This is a genomic window from Streptomyces sp. LUP30, assembly GCF_001746365.1.
Classification (GTDB): Bacteria; Actinomycetota; Actinomycetes; order Streptomycetales; family Streptomycetaceae; genus Streptomyces.
The window spans coordinates 1-15,017 of sequence record NZ_MJAJ01000071.1; the positions used below are offsets into that span (position 1 = coordinate 1).

12 protein-coding genes and 1 tRNA gene are annotated in these 15,017 nt (G+C 73.3%); 8 read left to right on the plus strand and 5 right to left on the minus strand.

What is annotated here, in order from left to right:
- Positions 1–1,765: ATP-dependent RecD-like DNA helicase (locus tag BG482_RS36515; RefSeq protein ID WP_069773516.1), on the plus strand; the 1,765-nt coding region annotated here is incomplete at its 5' end.
- A gap of 205 nt (positions 1,766–1,970) precedes the next feature.
- Here the strand turns inward: BG482_RS36515 and BG482_RS36520 are convergent.
- Positions 1,971–2,648: a hypothetical protein gene (locus BG482_RS36520; RefSeq protein ID WP_069773517.1), complete on the minus strand. Its 678-nt coding sequence runs from the start codon at positions 2,646–2,648 to the stop codon at positions 1,971–1,973.
- A gap of 47 nt (positions 2,649–2,695) precedes the next feature.
- Here BG482_RS36520 and BG482_RS36525 point away from each other — a divergent pair, with 47 nt between their 5' ends.
- Positions 2,696–2,884 (plus strand): DUF5703 family protein, encoded by a 189-nt coding sequence (locus BG482_RS36525; RefSeq protein ID WP_014671721.1) that lies wholly within the window; start codon positions 2,696–2,698, stop codon positions 2,882–2,884.
- 69 nt (positions 2,885–2,953) lie between these two features.
- Here BG482_RS36525 and BG482_RS45865 read toward each other — a convergent pair whose 3' ends face one another.
- The 3 genes from BG482_RS45865 to BG482_RS36540 form a co-directional block, all read right to left on the minus strand.
- Complete coding sequence (locus BG482_RS45865) at positions 2,954–3,796, minus strand: chaplin (protein ID WP_069773518.1); 843 nt, start codon at positions 3,794–3,796, stop codon at positions 2,954–2,956.
- 181 nt (positions 3,797–3,977) lie between these two features.
- Entirely contained in the window at positions 3,978–4,211 is a 234-nt protein-coding gene (chpH, locus tag BG482_RS36535) for a chaplin ChpH (RefSeq protein WP_069773519.1), read from the minus strand.
- A gap of 169 nt (positions 4,212–4,380) precedes the next feature.
- Positions 4,381–5,709 (minus strand): M20/M25/M40 family metallo-hydrolase, encoded by a 1,329-nt coding sequence (locus tag BG482_RS36540; protein WP_069773520.1) that lies wholly within the window; start codon positions 5,707–5,709, stop codon positions 4,381–4,383.
- A gap of 205 nt (positions 5,710–5,914) precedes the next feature.
- On the opposite strand from BG482_RS36540, the gene BG482_RS36545 reads away from it, so the two are divergent.
- The 4 genes from BG482_RS36545 to BG482_RS36560 all read left to right on the plus strand — a co-directional run bounded on the left by BG482_RS36545 (position 5,915) and on the right by BG482_RS36560 (position 12,187).
- Positions 5,915–5,999, plus strand: a tRNA-Leu gene (locus BG482_RS36545).
- A gap of 326 nt (positions 6,000–6,325) precedes the next feature.
- On the plus strand, positions 6,326–10,195 hold the full coding sequence (locus BG482_RS36550; protein ID WP_069773521.1) for a Pls/PosA family non-ribosomal peptide synthetase: 3,870 nt from the start codon (positions 6,326–6,328) through the stop codon (positions 10,193–10,195).
- Positions 10,196–10,272: 77 nt separating this feature from the next.
- Entirely contained in the window at positions 10,273–11,628 is a 1,356-nt protein-coding gene (locus tag BG482_RS36555; RefSeq protein WP_069773522.1) for a M1 family metallopeptidase, read from the plus strand.
- 133 nt (positions 11,629–11,761) lie between these two features.
- The gene (locus tag BG482_RS36560; RefSeq protein ID WP_079142599.1) at positions 11,762–12,187 is read left to right on the plus strand and encodes a YchJ family protein; all 426 of its coding nucleotides are present in this window, start codon (positions 11,762–11,764) and stop codon (positions 12,185–12,187) included.
- Positions 12,188–12,201: 14 nt separating this feature from the next.
- On the opposite strand, the gene BG482_RS36565 is transcribed toward BG482_RS36560, so the two are convergent.
- Positions 12,202–12,903 carry a FadR/GntR family transcriptional regulator gene (locus BG482_RS36565; protein ID WP_069773524.1) on the minus strand — a complete coding sequence of 234 codons (702 nt, stop codon included), beginning with the start codon at positions 12,901–12,903 and terminating at the stop codon, positions 12,202–12,204.
- A 140-nt stretch (positions 12,904–13,043) separates the two neighbouring features.
- Between BG482_RS36565 and BG482_RS36570 the strand changes: the two genes are divergently transcribed.
- Both BG482_RS36570 and BG482_RS36575 read left to right on the plus strand, forming a co-directional pair.
- Positions 13,044–13,562 carry a gluconokinase gene (locus BG482_RS36570; RefSeq protein WP_069773525.1) on the plus strand — a complete coding sequence of 173 codons (519 nt, stop codon included), beginning with the start codon at positions 13,044–13,046 and terminating at the stop codon, positions 13,560–13,562.
- Positions 13,563–13,605: 43 nt separating this feature from the next.
- Complete coding sequence (locus BG482_RS36575; protein WP_069773526.1) at positions 13,606–15,003, plus strand: gluconate:H+ symporter; 1,398 nt, start codon at positions 13,606–13,608, stop codon at positions 15,001–15,003.
- Positions 15,004–15,017 lie beyond the last annotated feature (14 nt).

A 15,017-nucleotide genomic window follows, 5' to 3' on the forward strand; every position in this document is an offset into this window, starting at 1 on the left:
GCCACCGGCTCCCGCGGCGGACGCCGTCGAGGGCGTACGGCGCGTGCTGGCCGGCGGCGGCGCACCCGAGGCGCTCGCGCCGCAGGCCGCCGCCGTGCTCGGCGAGGGCGCCGAGGACGTCCTGCGCGAGGATCCCTGGCAGTTGCTGCGCGTCCCCGGTGTGCGCCCCGAACAGGCGGACGGGTTCGCGCGGGCACTGCTCGGCCCGGAGTGCGCCCCCGACGACGAACGGCGCGGCCGTGCGATGACCGTCTGGCTGCTGGAGCAGGCGGCGCTGGCCGGGCACACCGCCCTGGAGCTGCCCACGCTCACCGCCGCTCTCGCCCGCCAGGCCGTGCCGGACGCCGACGCGGCGGTGCAGGGCGCCCTGGCGGAGGGAGAGGCTCTCGTCTTCCAGGACGCCCTCGACGCGCCCGCGGGGGGCCGGCCGACGGCCGACGCCGAGACGGGCGACGAGGGCGAGGAGGAAGCGGCCCGGCCGGTCCGTGTCCTGGTCGGCCTGGAGCGGTACGCGCTCGCCGAGGAGAGCCTCGCCGACGCGCTGGCCCGGGTCGTCAACTCCCTGGCCAAGGAGGCGTCCGCGCCGTGGGAGCCCGTGGCCGCGGCCGCGTCCGGCAGCGCCGCCGAGCTGGTCCGCGCCGTCGCCGGGCACGGCCTGGTGCTGCACACCGGGGGCGAGGCCGCCCGCGCCGAACCCGCCGCGCTGCTCGCCGCGGCGCGGGAGCTGGGGCTGCGCGCCGTCGCCGCCTGTCACACCCCGGACGGCCGGCGCGCGTTCACGGAGCTCCTCGGCGAGCGGGCCGCTGACGGCACGGTCGTGACCGTCCCCGGTCTCCTCTCCGGCGCCGAGGGTCCCGGACGGGACGGCGACGGGGCCTTCGCGCTCGACCTGCTGATCGTGCTCGACGCGCCGCAACTGGACGTGGAGAGCGCCGCCATGCTGGCCGAGTCCCTGCCGGACGGGGCGCGGCTGGTGCTCAGCGGCGATCCGGCGGTGCTGTGGTCGGCGGGGCCCGGCCGGGTCTTCGCCGACCTGCTCGCGGCGCGCGCCTGCCCGCAGATCGCCTCGCGCACCCCCGACCCGGGTCCGCTCGGCGAGCTGGTGTCCGGGGTCGGCGTCGGCGAGCTGAACCAGGTCGACGCACCGGGCAAGGAGATCGTGATCGTGCCGGTGCGCGACGCGGGCGAGGCCGTCCACCGGACCGTGCAGCTGCTCGCCGACTCGGTGCCGCGGGCCTTCGGGATCACGTCCGACGAAGCGGTGGTGATCACCCCGGGTCACGGGGGCGCGGCCGGTACGCGCGCGCTGAACGCCGCGCTGAAGGAACGGCTCAATCCCGGCCCCGGCCGCTTCGGCGGCTTCGACCCCGGCGACCGGATCGCCTACTCCCCCGCGCCGGGCCGCACGGTGGCGGGCCGGGTGGTGACGGCCGACGCGGACGGGCTGCACCTGACCTGCGCGGACGTCTCCGTCGTCGTCCCGAGGGAGCGGGTGGAGCAGACCGTGCGCCACGGCTGGGCGCTCACCGCGCACCAGGCGGTGGGCAGCCGATGGCCGGCGGCGGTCGTGGTGCTGCCCGGGGACGCGGCGCAGGCCCTGTCCCGCCCCTGGGTGTACACGGCCTTCGGCCGGGCGGAGCGCCATCTGTCCGTGGTGCACGGAGTGGAGCAGGCCCTGCCCCGAGCGGTCGCCGGGGTCCCCGCGAAACCGCGCACGACCCGGCTGCCGGTACTGCTGCGCGCACAGCTCCCGGCGGCGGAGTAGCACGAACGGAGGCGGTCGCGAACGGGTCTCCCCCTCCGCGACCGCCTCCGTCCTACCGCAGTCCTGCCGCCGTCCGACGGCCGTCCGCACGCGGACGACACCGGGCTCCGGTCCCCGACCGCCGGTGGTCGGGCACCGGTCGCCCGTCCGTCAGGCGCGGGCGACCGGGCTTCGGCGCCGGCCGCCGCCGGCCGTGGTCCGTGGGCTAGCGGTCCGCGTCCAGCGTCTCCAGCTCCTCGTCCTCGATGTCGTCCGCGAGATCGTCGTCGGCGTCGTCGTCGAGCTCGTCGAAGACCGAGCTCACGTCGAAGCGGCAGACCACCCGCCCGGCGTCGACGTCGTCGAACGGCGCCTCCAGCCACTCCCCCGGCTCGGCCGGTTCGTCGGCGGCCAGCACCCACAGCGTGGAGTCGCCCTCCTCCAGGCCGAACTCCTTGTGCCGGGAGGCGATCTCGTCCGCTTCGAACTCGCCGAACAGGACGCCCAGAGCCCCGTGCACGGTGCTCGCGACCTCGGTCCCCGCCGCGTCGCCGTCCGCCGCCTCCACCCGCTGCGCCTGCGCCAGCAACCGCTGCGGCTCGGCGACGGCGTAGTCGCGGCGGATCAGCACGCTCAGCCCGTTCGGCTCCTCGGGTCCCTCGTAGGGCGGCAGGGAGTCCTCCGCGCCAGGAATCTCGAAGGGCGTGACCTCGTCGTACCGGTCGTAGAGCAGTTCGTCGTACACCTCGGCGGCCGCGGCCAGCTCGTTGAACGCCTCGTTGACAGCCGGGTCGTCCTCTCCCGTCCTGCGTTCGACCGCGGCCAGGTGGCGGTCGAGCGCGGTCTTGACCGCCTCGGCGGCGGCGCGTACCTCGGCAGCGGTGGGCTGCGCAGCATCAGACATAGTGCAGACGCTATCCGTACCGGGCCCCAGCCCGCACAATAGATGCGATGCCGGAATACGAATTCGTCGACGTCTACGTGCCGCGCGGGGTCTCCCGCAAGGAGGCGACGCGACTGCTGACCGACCATGCCGAGTACGGACACTGGGAGTTGGACCGCCTGAGCCTGCTGCGTGACGGCAGCCGCCGGGTGCGGTTGCGCCGGCGGATCATCCGCCAGGTGCGTGCCACGTGGTGAGGTGAGAGACGGAAAACGGAGCGGGCCCCGCCGAGGCGGGGCCCGCTCCGTTGTGGGCGCCCTTCGCGCTTACGCGGAGGGACGCGCCTTGCGGTAGAGCACCGCGCCCGCCAGCAGCGCGCCCGCGCCGACCGGCAGGACGAGGCCCATCGGCATCTCGCTGCCCGTGTGCGCGAGCTGCGCGGCGTGGGCGGCGGGCCGGTGGACGGCGGAGGCGCCGACCGGCGTCATGTGATGCGAGGTGGAGGGCACGCCGCCGGGACGGGACGGGCTGGACTGGCCGTGGTCGCCCGGGGTGCCGTGGTCGTGGCCACCGGGCTTGCCCGGGGTCTCGTGGCCGCGCGACGGCGGCGTGTGCATGCTGGAGCCGCTGTCGTTGGCGCAGTCGTTGCCGAAGCTCGGGTTGAGGATCCCGACGACGTCGGCGCTGTTGCCGCACACGTTCACCGGCACGTCGACCGGCGCCTGGACGTGGTTGCCGGAGCCGACGCCGGGCGATCCGCCGGTGTGGCCGCCCGCCTGCGCGCCCCCGGACCCGCCGTGCGCGCCGGAACCGCCGTGGCCGCCGTTGTGACCGCCGCCGTGGCCGCCGTTGTGGTTCCCGCCGTGGTTCCCGGCGTGGCTGCCGCCGCCCCGCTGCTCACCGTATCCGCGCGACGGAGCACCGCCGCCCTTGTTGACGCAGGAGTTGCCGAAGGTCGGGTTGAGCGCCCCGACGACGTCGACGGTGTTGCCGCACACGTTGACGGGAACGTTGATCGGCGCCTGCACCGAGTTGCCCGACAGGACGCCGGGCGAGTCGGTGGCGTAGCCGTTCGCGCCGGAGTCGGCGTGGGCGTAGCCGCCGGCGGCGGCGATCACCCCCGTTGCCGCCGCCACGGTCATGAGGCTTTTGCGGGTGACCTGTCGCATTGCTGAATCCCTGCTTTCCATTCCGTCCGCGTCCCGAATTGCTCGCATCATTGCAGCTGTTCGATTTATCCGGGATTTTCGAAGTCTTCGGCCTTTCCTTCGGGAAAAGACCGGTCGGCCCCGGAGCGCATGGGGTGCGCTCCGGGGCCGACGGTGTGGACGACCCCTCAGCGGGTCGACGTCAGTCGTTGACGCAGGTGTTGCCGAAGGCGGGGTTCAGCAGCCCGATCACCGAGATCGTGTTGCCGCAGACGTTCACCGGGACGTGCACGGGAACCTGGATGACGTTGCCGGACACCACACCCGGGGAGCCCACCGCGGCACCCTGGGCGCCCGCGTCGGCGACGGCGAGGCCCGCTCCCGCGAGAACCAGCCCACCAGTGGCAGCCGCAGCAGCGACGACCTTCTTGATCATTATTCCTCCTAGTTGGCAAAGCGACCCCAAGCAGCGGATCGCATGTCACCAGTAACGAGGCGGAATTAATGGGGCTACGCGCTTATCGGCGCATTCACTCTTCCCAGTCGCGTCCGTACAGACGGTCGATTTTTCTCCGCCCGGCGAAAGCTCGTTTCACCGGGACATTTCAGGACGCGTCGATGAAGCGGTCCAGCACGCGCACCCCGAACTTCAGCCCGTCCACCGGCACCCGCTCGTCGACTCCGTGGAACATCCCGGCGAAGTCGAGCTCAGGCGGCAGCTTGAGCGGGGCGAAACCGAACCCGCGGATGCCGAGATCGTCGAAGGACTTGGCGTCGGTGCCGCCGGAGAGCATGTAGGGGACGGCCTTCGCCGTCGGGTCCTCGGCGAGCAGCGAGGACTGCATCGCCTCGACCAGCGCTCCGTCGAAGGACGTCTCCAGGGCCTTGTCGGAGTGCACGTCCTCGCGGCGCACGTTCGGGCCGAGGATCCGGTCGAGGTCGGCCAGGAACTCCTCCTGGTGCCCCGGCAGGAACCGCCCGTCGACGTGCGCGGTGGCCTCGCCGGGGATGACGTTGACCTTGTAGCCGGCGCCCAGCTGGGTCGGGTTGGCGGTGTTGCTCAGCGTCGCGCCGATCAGCTTGGCGATGCCGCCGAGCCGGACCAGGGTCGACTGCATGTCCTCGGGGTCCAGCTCGGTGCCCAGCGCGTCGCCGAGCTCGTCGAGGAAGGCCCGGGTCGTCTTGGTGACCCGCACGGGGAAGGTGTGCCGGCCGAGCCGCGCGACGGCCTCGGACAGCTCGGTGATGGCGTTGTCCCGGTGGATCATCGAGCCGTGCCCGGCGGTGCCGGCCACGGTCAGCTTCATCCACTGCATGCCCTTCTCGGCCGTCTGGATGAGGTAGAGCCGCCGCTCCTCGCTCACCGTGAACGAGAACCCGCCCACCTCGCTGATCGCCTCGGTGACGCCGTCGAACAGGTGGCGGTGGTTGTCGACGAGGTGGCGGGCGCCATAGACGCCGCCGGCCTCCTCGTCGGCCAGGAACGCCAGCACGATGTCACGCGGGGGCCTGCGCCCGGACCGCAGCCGGTCGCGGACGACGGCCAGCGTCATCGCGTCCATGTCCTTCATGTCGACCGCGCCCCGGCCCCACACGCAGCCGTCGGCGACCTCGCCCGAGAAGGGGTGGTGCGTCCAGTCGGCCGCGTTGGCCGGGACGACGTCGAGGTGGCCGTGGATGAGCAGTGCGGGCCTCGAGGGGTCCTCGCCGGCGATGCGGGCCACCGTGGAGGCGCGGCCCGGGTGGGACTCGAAGATCTCCGGTTCGAGGCCCACCTCGGCGAGCTTCTCGGCGACCCATTCGGCCGCCTTGCGTTCACCCGGCCCCGAGTGGTCGCCGTAGTTGCTGGTGTCGATCCGGATCAGCTCGCGGCAGAGGTCCACGACCTCGTCCTCGCCGGTGACGCCCCTGGCCGTGTCGTCCGTCGCGCTCACGCTGGTTCCTCCCGCTGTCGCTGCTGGTGGGTCTCCCTCATCCTCCCCTCCCCCGGGCCCCGGCCCAAGACGGGTCCCGGCCCGTCACACGCAGTTCACGCCGGACCGGACGCCGGGCGGTCGGCCTCCCGTGATCGGGCACCCCGGAAAGCCTGGTAATGTTTACGACGTCGCCGCGGGGTAAACCCCGCACGACAGACACCTTGTCCGGGTGGCGGAATGGCAGACGCGCTAGCTTGAGGTGCTAGTGCCCTTTATCGGGCGTGGGGGTTCAAGTCCCCCCTCGGACACAGAAACCAGAGAGGGTGGTCCCGGTCGGGACCACCCTCTCCGGCGTTCGGTGACGGCATGCCGAAAAAGGACATCGGGGCCACAGGGCGGTGGTTTCCCTTGATGTGGGGCAAGTCTCCCCCTCGCCGTGACCGCCCAGGTCAGCGGCGTGTCGATGATCTTCCCCGGATCCCCGGACGGCCGTCCCGGGTGGCCGTCACCGGCGGGCGTGCCTAGCGTCGTACTAAAATATCCGGCTTGTTACGGAGCTGGACCGGACAACCCCAGGCAGACCTGCGGGCCCGCCGGCGCCCCGGAGGCTTCCGGGATCGAGACGCGAGGACCGATGGCAGCCACACACGAGAGCAGTGCTCTCGGCCTGCTCGACGAAGAACTCCGCGCACAACTCGGCGACACCGCCCGCTTCTCCGGCGGCCCCGCCGCCTCCCCCCGCACCCTGGTCGACGTCCTCGACGCGACGGTGCGGTCGTTCCCGGACGAGCCGGCTCTGGACGACGGCGTCGTCTGCCTGACCTACCGCGCCCTGGCCGTCGAGGTGGAGAACCTCCGGCGCCGGCTCGCCGCCGCCGGGGTCGGGCTCGGCGACCGGGTGGGCGTGCGCGTCCCGTCCGGCACCAACGATCTCTACGTGGCGATCCTGTCCGTCCTCGCCGTCGGCGCGGCCTACGTCCCGGTGGACGCCGAGGACCCCGACGAGCGGGCCGAGCTGGTGTTCGGCGAGGCCGAGGTGCGGGCCGTCGTCGGCGCCGGGCACGGGATCACCGTCCACGGCACGTCCCCGACGGCCCCCGCCGCGCGCCCCGGTCCCGAGCACGACGCCTGGATCATCTTCACGTCCGGCTCCACCGGCAGACCCAAGGGCGTCGCCGTCAGCCACCGCAGCGCCGCCGCCTTCGTGGACGCCGAGGCCGCCCTGTTCCTCGCCGAGGAGCCCATCGGGCCGGGCGACCGGGTCATGGCCGGGCTGTCGGTGGCCTTCGACGCCTCGTGCGAGGAGATGTGGCTCGCCTGGCGGTACGGCGCCTGTCTGGTGCCCGTCCCCCGCTCCCAGGTCCGCAGCGGCGCCGATCTGGGGCCCTGGCTGGTCGAGCAGGAGATCACGGTGGTCTCCACGGTGCCGACGCTGGCCTCGCTCTGGGAGCCCGAGACCCTCAACGACGTCCGCCTGCTGATCTTCGGCGGTGAGGCCTGCCCGCCGGAGCTGGTGCAGCGCCTCGTCACGGAGGGTCGGGAGGTCTGGAACACCTACGGTCCGACCGAGGCGACCGTCGTCGCCTGCGCCTCGCTGATGTCGGGCGAGGAGCCGATCCGGATCGGGCTGCCGCTCAGGGGCTGGGAGCTGGCGGTCGTGGACGAGGCCGGGGAACCCGTGCCCCTGGGCGGCAGCGGACAGCTCGTGATCGGCGGAGTCGGGCTCGCGCGGTACCTCGACGCCGAGAAGGACGCGGAGAAGTACGCGCCGCTGAAGTCGCTGGGCTGGGAGCGGGCGTACCGCAGCGGCGACCTGGTGCGCGCGGACGCCGAGGGGCTCGTCTTCCTCGGCCGGGCCGACGAGCAGATCAAGCTCGGCGGACGCCGCATCGAGCTGGGCGAGGTGGACGCGGCGTTGCAGGCCCTGCCGGGCGTGGCGGGCGCGGCCGCGGCGGTACGGACCGCGCGCAGCGGCAACCAGCTGCTCGTCGGGTACGTCGTCACCCAGGACGGCTGGGACCAGACGGCGGCGGTGGAGCGGCTGCGCGCCGAGCTGCCCGCGGCCCTGGTTCCGCTGCTGGCGCCGGTGCGGGATCTGCCGACGCGCACGTCGGGGAAGGTCGACCGCAACGCGCTGCCCTGGCCCCTGGAGGGGCTGGAGACCGGCGGCCGCGCCGAGCAGCTGTACGGCACCGAGGCCTGGCTCGCCGAGCAGTGGACGGAGGTGCTGGGCATCCCGGTGGCCTCCGCCTCCGACGACTTCTTCGCGATCGGCGGCAGCAGTCTGGGCGCGGCCCAGCTCACCACCCGGCTGCGCACCCGCTATCCCGGCGCCGCGGTGCTGGACGTCTACCAGCGGCCGACCCTGCGCAAGCTGGCCCGGCGGCTGGAGGCCTCGGCGCAGGACGACGTCGGCACCCGCACGATCGCGCCCGTGCCGAAGCGGACGCAGTTCCTCCAGCTCCTGCTGCTCCTGCCCCTGTTCACCCTGCTCGGGCTGCGCTGGACGGTCGCGCTGACCGCGCTGGGCGATCTGCTGCCCGCCTACGGCTGGCTGCCCACCGCCCCGTGGTGGCTGGTGGCCGCCGGAGCCCTGCTGTTCTTCAGCCCGCCGGGACGGCTCGCGCTCGGTGCGGGCGGGGCGCGGCTGCTGCTGCGGGGCGTGCGGCCCGGCCGCCATCCGCGGGGCGGCTCGGTGCATGTGCGGCTGTGGGCGGCGGAGCGGCTGGCCGACTTCAGCGGGGCCACTTCGCTGACCGGGGCGTGGCTGCAGCGGTACGCCCGGGCGCTGGGCGCGAAGGTCGGCCCCGACGTCGACCTCCACGCGCTGCCGCCGGTCACCGGACTGCTGAAGCTGGGCCGGGGCGCGGCCGTGGAGTCCGAGGTGGACCTGTCCGGCTACTGGCTGGACGGCGACCGGCTGGAGATCGGCACGGTGAAGGTGGGCGCGCACGCGGTCGTCGGCACGCGCAGCACGCTCTTCCCGGGCGCGCGCGTCGGCAAGCGGGCCGAGGTGGCGCCGGGCTCGGCGGTCACCGGCCAGATCCCGACCGGGCAGCGGTGGGCGGGCGCGCCCGCGGCCAAGGTCGGCAAGGCCAAGCGCAACTGGCCCAAGGAGCGGCCGCCGCAGAGCCGCTACTGGCGGGCGATGTACGGCGTCTCGGGGCTCGGGCTGACGCTGCTTCCCGTGCTGTCGGGCGCGGCGGCACTGCTGGTGGCCTCGCTCTTCGTGACGCCCGGCGACGGGCTGGGAGCGGCCATGCGGGGTGCGGCCGTCGCGCTCGTGCCCGCCACGCTGGCCTACGGGGCGGCGTACGCGCTGCTGGTGCTGGTCGCCGTCCGGCTGCTGAGCCTGGGGCTGCGGGAGGGCACGCACCCGGCGCACGGGCGGGTCGGCTGGCAGGCCTGGACGGTCACCCAGCTGATGGACCGGGCGCGCGAGACGCTGTTCCCCCTGTACGCCGGGCTGGTCACGCCGGTGTGGCTGCGGCTGCTGGGCATGCGGATCGGGCGGGGCGCCGAGGTGTCGACGGTGCTGGCCCTGCCGAGTCTGACGACGGTCGGCGAGGGCGCGTTCCTGGCCGACGACACGCTGACCGCACCGTACGAGCTGGGCGGCGGCTGGGTGCGCGTCGGGCGCGCGGAGATCGGGCGGCGGGCGTTCCTCGGGAACTCGGGGATGACCGCGCCCGGCAGGTCGGTGCCGGACGGCGGGCTGGTGGGCGTGCTCTCGGCGACGCCGAAGAAGGCGAAGAAGGGCACCTCGTACCTGGGGCTGCCGCCGGTGAAGCTGCCGCGGCACACGGCGGACGGCGACGACAGCCTCACCTACGAGCCGCCCGCGCGGCTGCTGTGGGCGCGGGCGCTGGTGGAGCTGTGCAGGATCGTGCCGGTGCTGTGCTCGACCGCGCTGGGCGTGGCCACGGTGGCCGCGCTGTGCGCGCTGGGGGTGTGGGCGCCGCTGCTGTCGGGCGTGGTGCTGCTGGGTGCGGGATTCGCGGCGGCGGCCGTGTCCGTCGTCGCCAAGTGGCTGCTGGTCGGCCGGCACCGTGCCGGGGAGCACCCGCTGTGGAGCGGTTTCGTCTGGCGCAACGAGCTGGCGGACACGTTCGTCGAGGTGGTGGCCGTGCCGTGGCTGGCGGGCGCGGTGCCGGGGACGCCCGTGATGACGGCGTGGCTGCGCGGCCTCGGAGCGCGGATCGGCCGGGGCGTGTGGGTGGAGAGCTACTGGCTGCCCGAGTCGGACCTGGTCACGCTGGAGGACGGTGCGACGGTCAACCGTGGGTGCGTGCTGCAGACTCACCTCTTCCACGACCGGATCTTGCGGACGGATACTGTGGTCCTCCGTGAGGGCGCCACGCTGGGCCCTGGCGGGATCGTGCTGCCCGGCAGCACGATCGGGGCCCGGACGACCCTGGGCCCCGCGTCGCTCGTCATGGCCGCGGAGTCCGTTCCGGACGACACCCGCTGGCTCGGCAACCCGATCGAGGCATGGCGTCCCTGAGGAGGGGCTACTCGGAGTCGGTGAGCGGTGTACCGGCGATGGGTGGTTCGAGCACAGGTCAGGGAGCGGACGGGGACGTGGCAGTTCAGCAGACGGTCGGGCCGGATCCGTATTTCCCGGCCAACGGTGACTCCCGGTACCGGGTGCACCGTTACGAGCTCACGCTGGACTACCGGCCCGGCCCCAACCGGCTGTCGGGCGCGGCGCGGATCAACGCGATCGCGGGGCGTACGCCGCTGGCCGAGTTCCAGCTGAACCTGGCCGACTTCAAGATCGGCCGGGTGCGGGTGGACGGCCGGCAGCCGCACTACACGCATCGGGGCGGCCGGCTGCGCATCCGCCCGGCCAAGCCGATCCGCGCCGGGGCGGCCTTCACCGTGGAGGTGCACTGGTCGGGCAATCCCAAGCCGGTGAACAGTCCGTGGGGCGGCATCGGCTGGGAGGAGCTGGACGACGGGGCGCTGGTGGCGAGCCAGCCCGTGGGCGCGCCGTCCTGGTACCCGTGCAACGACCGGCCCGCGGACAAGGCGTCGTATCTGATATCGGTCACGACGCCGTCCGCGTACTCGGTGGTGGCGGGCGGGCGGCTGCTCACCCGGACGGCGAAGGCCTCGACGACGACCTGGGTCTACGAGCAGTCGGCGCCGACGTCGAGCTATCTGGTGGGCCTGTCCATCGGCGAGTACCAGACCGTGCTGCTGGGCGATCCGGGGCTCGGCGGGGTGCCGCAGCACGGCCACATCCCGGCGCATCTGCTGGCGGAGTTCTCGCGGGACTTCGCGCGCCAGCCCGGGATGATGCATCTCTTCCAACAGCTCTTCGGGCCCTACCCGTTCGACGAGTACGCGGTGGTGGTGACGGAGGAGGAGCTCGACGTCCCCGTCGAGGCCCAGGGGTTGTCGCTGTTCGGCGCCAACCACGTGGACGGGGCGCGGGGTTCGGAGCGGCTGGTGGCGCACGAGCTGGCGCACCAGTGGTTCGGCAACAGCGTGTCGATCGCCGACTGGCGGCACATCTGGCTGAACGAGGGGTTCGCCAAGTACGCGGAGTGGCTGTGGTCGGAGCGGTCGGGAGGCCGCAGCGCACAGCAACTGGCCGCCGTGGCGCACCGGTCGCTGTCGGGGCAGCCGCAGGATCTGCGCCTGGCCGACCCGGGCCGCAAGTCGATGTTCGACGACCGCCTCTACGAGCGCGGCGGCCTCACCGTGCACGCGGTGCGCTGCGCGCTGGGCGACGAGGCGTTCTTCCGGATGCTGCGCGCCTGGCTGTCCCTGCACCGGGGCGGGGCGGTGACGACGTCGACGCTCACCGCGCATGTGGCCCGGTTCGCTCCGGAGCCGGTGGACGCCCTGCTGGACGACCTGTTCGAGGCCTGGGTGTACGGGACGGCGCTGCCCCCGCTGCCGGTGCTGACGGCGGTCCGGGGCGCGTAGCGCTCCGCCGGGACGCGGCGACGCGATCCGTCCGGGGTCGCCCCCGCGGGCCGGTGAGGGCCGGTGGGGATCGGTGGGGCCGGTCGCACTTCCCCGCGTCCCTCCGGGGCGAGGGGGCGGGCACAATGGGGGCATGGTCCGACGTACCGCCCGTCCGCGGCAGCGCGCCTCCGCCGCCGTCTCTGTGCCCGCCGGCTGCCCGTGCGGTCTGCCCTCGTCGTACGAGGCGTGCTGCGGGCGCTGCCACGCGGACGGCGGCATGGCCGCCCCCACCGCCGAGGCGCTGATGCGTTCGCGCTACAGCGCGTTCGTCCGGGGGAACGTGCCCTATCTGCTGCGGACCTGGCATCCACGGACGCGGCCGGAGCGGCTGGAGCTGGACCCCGGGATGCGGTGGACGGGTCTGGAGATCCTCGCCACGTCCGACGGCACCGCGTTCCACACGTCCGGCGTCGTGGAGTTCCGGGCCTCCTACCGGGGCGGGACGCTGCACGAGCGCAGCCGGTTCGAGCGGGTGGGCGGGGCCTGGATGTACGTGGACGGGGAGTTCCCCGAGTAGCGGGACAGGGCGCGTCAGGGCGCCAGGATGTCGAGTTCCTGGAGGGCGCCGACCGTGATCTCGCGGGTGAGCCGTTCCGCGCGCACCGGGTCGCCCTCGCGGACCGCTTCGGCGAGCTGGACGTGCAGCGTGACGGCGGCCGGGTCCGGGTCCTCGAACATGACCTCGTGATGGGTGCGGCCGGCCAGCACCTCCGCGACGACGTCGCCGAGCCGGGCGAACATCTCGTTGCCGGACGCGTCGAGGATCACCCGATGGAAGGCGACGTCGTGGAACAGGTAGTCCTGCAGGCGGTGGCCACGTGAGTTGGCCACCATGCCCAGTGCGCACCGCGTGAGCTCGGCGCACTGCTCCGCCGTGGCGTGCGTGGCCGCGAGGCCCGCCGCGACCGGCTCGATCGCCGAGCGCAGGACGGTGAGCGAGCGCAGCTGGTGCGGACGGTCGGCGCCGGCCAGCCGCCAGCGGATGACCTGCGGGTCGTAGACGTTCCACTCGGCCTTGGGGCGCACCGTGACGCCCACGCGGCGGCGGGACTCGACGAGGTGCATGGACTCCAGCACACGGACCGCCTCGCGCATCACGGAGCGGGAGACGTCGAAGCGCTGGGCCAGTTCGTCGGTGCGCAGGACGCTGCCCGGCGGGTACTCACCCGCGGTGATCGCGGGGCCCAGGGCGTCCAGTACTCGGCCGTGCAGACCCCGGCCCGGAGTGGTCATGCACACAGAGTACGCGGTAGATCACGAAGCCAAAAAGTCAGACTTATTCATCACAGCCTCTTGAATTCGTCGTACCTAATCGGTTTCAGTGTCGTCGGCGTCCGTTGGCGTCAGGTGTCGAGGAAGACAGCGAGGCGAAGATGCGCACCCCTCAGGTCGTCGTGGTGATGGGCGTCGCCGGCACGGGCAAGACCACCATCGGTCCGCTGCTCGCCGCCCGGCTGGGCGTCCCGTACGCGGAGGGCGACGACTTCCACCCGCCGGCCAACATCGCCAAGATGTCGGCCGGCACCCCGCTCGACGACGACGACCGGTGGCCGTGGCTCGACGCCATCGGCGCCTGGGCGGACGAACGGGCCGGGCTCGGCGGGGTGGTCAGCTGCTCGGCGCTGAAGCGGTCGTATCGCGACCGGCTCCGGGCCGCTGCCCCGGGAGTCGTCTTCGTGCACCTGGCCGGCGACCGGTCCCTGATCGAGGACCGCATGGCGCACCGGCAGGGTCACTTCATGCCGACCGCTCTGCTGGACTCCCAGTTCGCCACGCTCCAGCCGCTCCAGGCCGACGAGGCGGGCGTCGCCGTCGACGTCTCCGGCAGCCCGCAGGCCATCGCAGGCCGGGCCGTGACGGCGCTCGCCGCCCTTCCCGACCCGGCCGCGTAACCCCCTCACCCTCCCCCGTCCCGATAACCGCAAGGGAACCCCCGTGACCAGATTCACCGTCGAGATGCTGGCGGCGGACACGGTCGAGCCGATCACCTCGGCCGGCCACGCGCAGCTGGGCATCGCCGTCCTGGCGGGCATCGCCGTGATCGTCCTGCTCATCACCAAGTTCAAGCTGCACGCCTTTCTGGCGCTGACCGTCGGCTCGCTCGCGCTCGGCGCGTTCGCCGGGGCGCCCGTGGACAAGGCCATCGCCTCGTTCACCGCCGGGCTGGGCGCGACGGTCGCCGGGGTGGGCGTGCTGATCGCGCTGGGCGCGATCCTCGGCAAACTGCTCGCCGACTCCGGGGGAGCCGACCAGATCGTGGACACGATCCTCGCCAGGGCCGGCGGGCGCTCCATGCCGTGGGCGATGGTGCTGATCGCCTCCGTGATCGGACTGCCGCTGTTCTTCGAGGTCGGCGTGGTCCTGCTGATCCCGGTGGTGCTGATGGTCGCCAAGCGGGGCAACTACTCGCTCATGCGGATCGGCATCCCGGCACTGGCCGGCCTGTCGGTGATGCACGGACTCGTCCCGCCGCACCCCGGCCCGCTGGTCGCGATCGACGCGGTCGGCGCCAACCTGGGCGTCACCCTGGCGCTCGGCGTGCTCGTCGCCGTGCCGACGGTGGTCATCGCCGGGCCGCTGTTCTCGAAGGTCGCCGCCCGCTGGGTCGACGTCCCCGCCCCCGACCGCATGATCCCGCAGCGGCCCTCCGAGGAGCTGGAGAAGCGTCCCGGCTTCGGCGCCACGCTCGCCACCATCCTCCTGCCGGTCGTGCTGATGCTGTCCAAGGCACTCGTCGACGTCGTCGTGGACGACCCCGAGCACACCGCGCAGCGCGTGTTCGACGTGGTCGGCTCGCCCCTGATCGCGCTGCTCGCCGCCGTGCTCGTCGGCATCTTCACCCTGGGCCGGCCCGCGGGCTTCAGCAGGGAGCAGATCTCGCACCTCGTGGACAAGGGGCTCGCGCCCATCGCGGGCATCCTCCTGATCGTCGGCGCCGGCGGCGGGTTCAAGCAGACGCTGATCGACTGCGGCGTGGGCCGGATGGTCCTGGACGTCTCCAAGGACTGGTCCATACCGGCCCTGCTGCTGGCCTGGCTGATCGCGGTGGCGATCCGGCTGGCCACCGGCTCGGCGACCGTGGCGACGATCTCGGCGGCCGGTCTGGTCGCCCCGCTCGCGGCCGACATGACGACCGCGCACACCGCCCTGCTGGTCCTGGCCGTCGGCGCCGGCTCGCTGTTCTTCAGCCATGTCAACGACGCCGGCTTCTGGCTGGTCAAGGAGTACTTCGGGCTGAGCGTCGGACAGAACATCAAGACCTGGTCGGTCATGGAGACCATCATCTCGGTGGTCGCCGGCGGCCTGGTCCTGCTGCTCTCGCTCGTCGTCTAGGTGCCTCGCCGGGA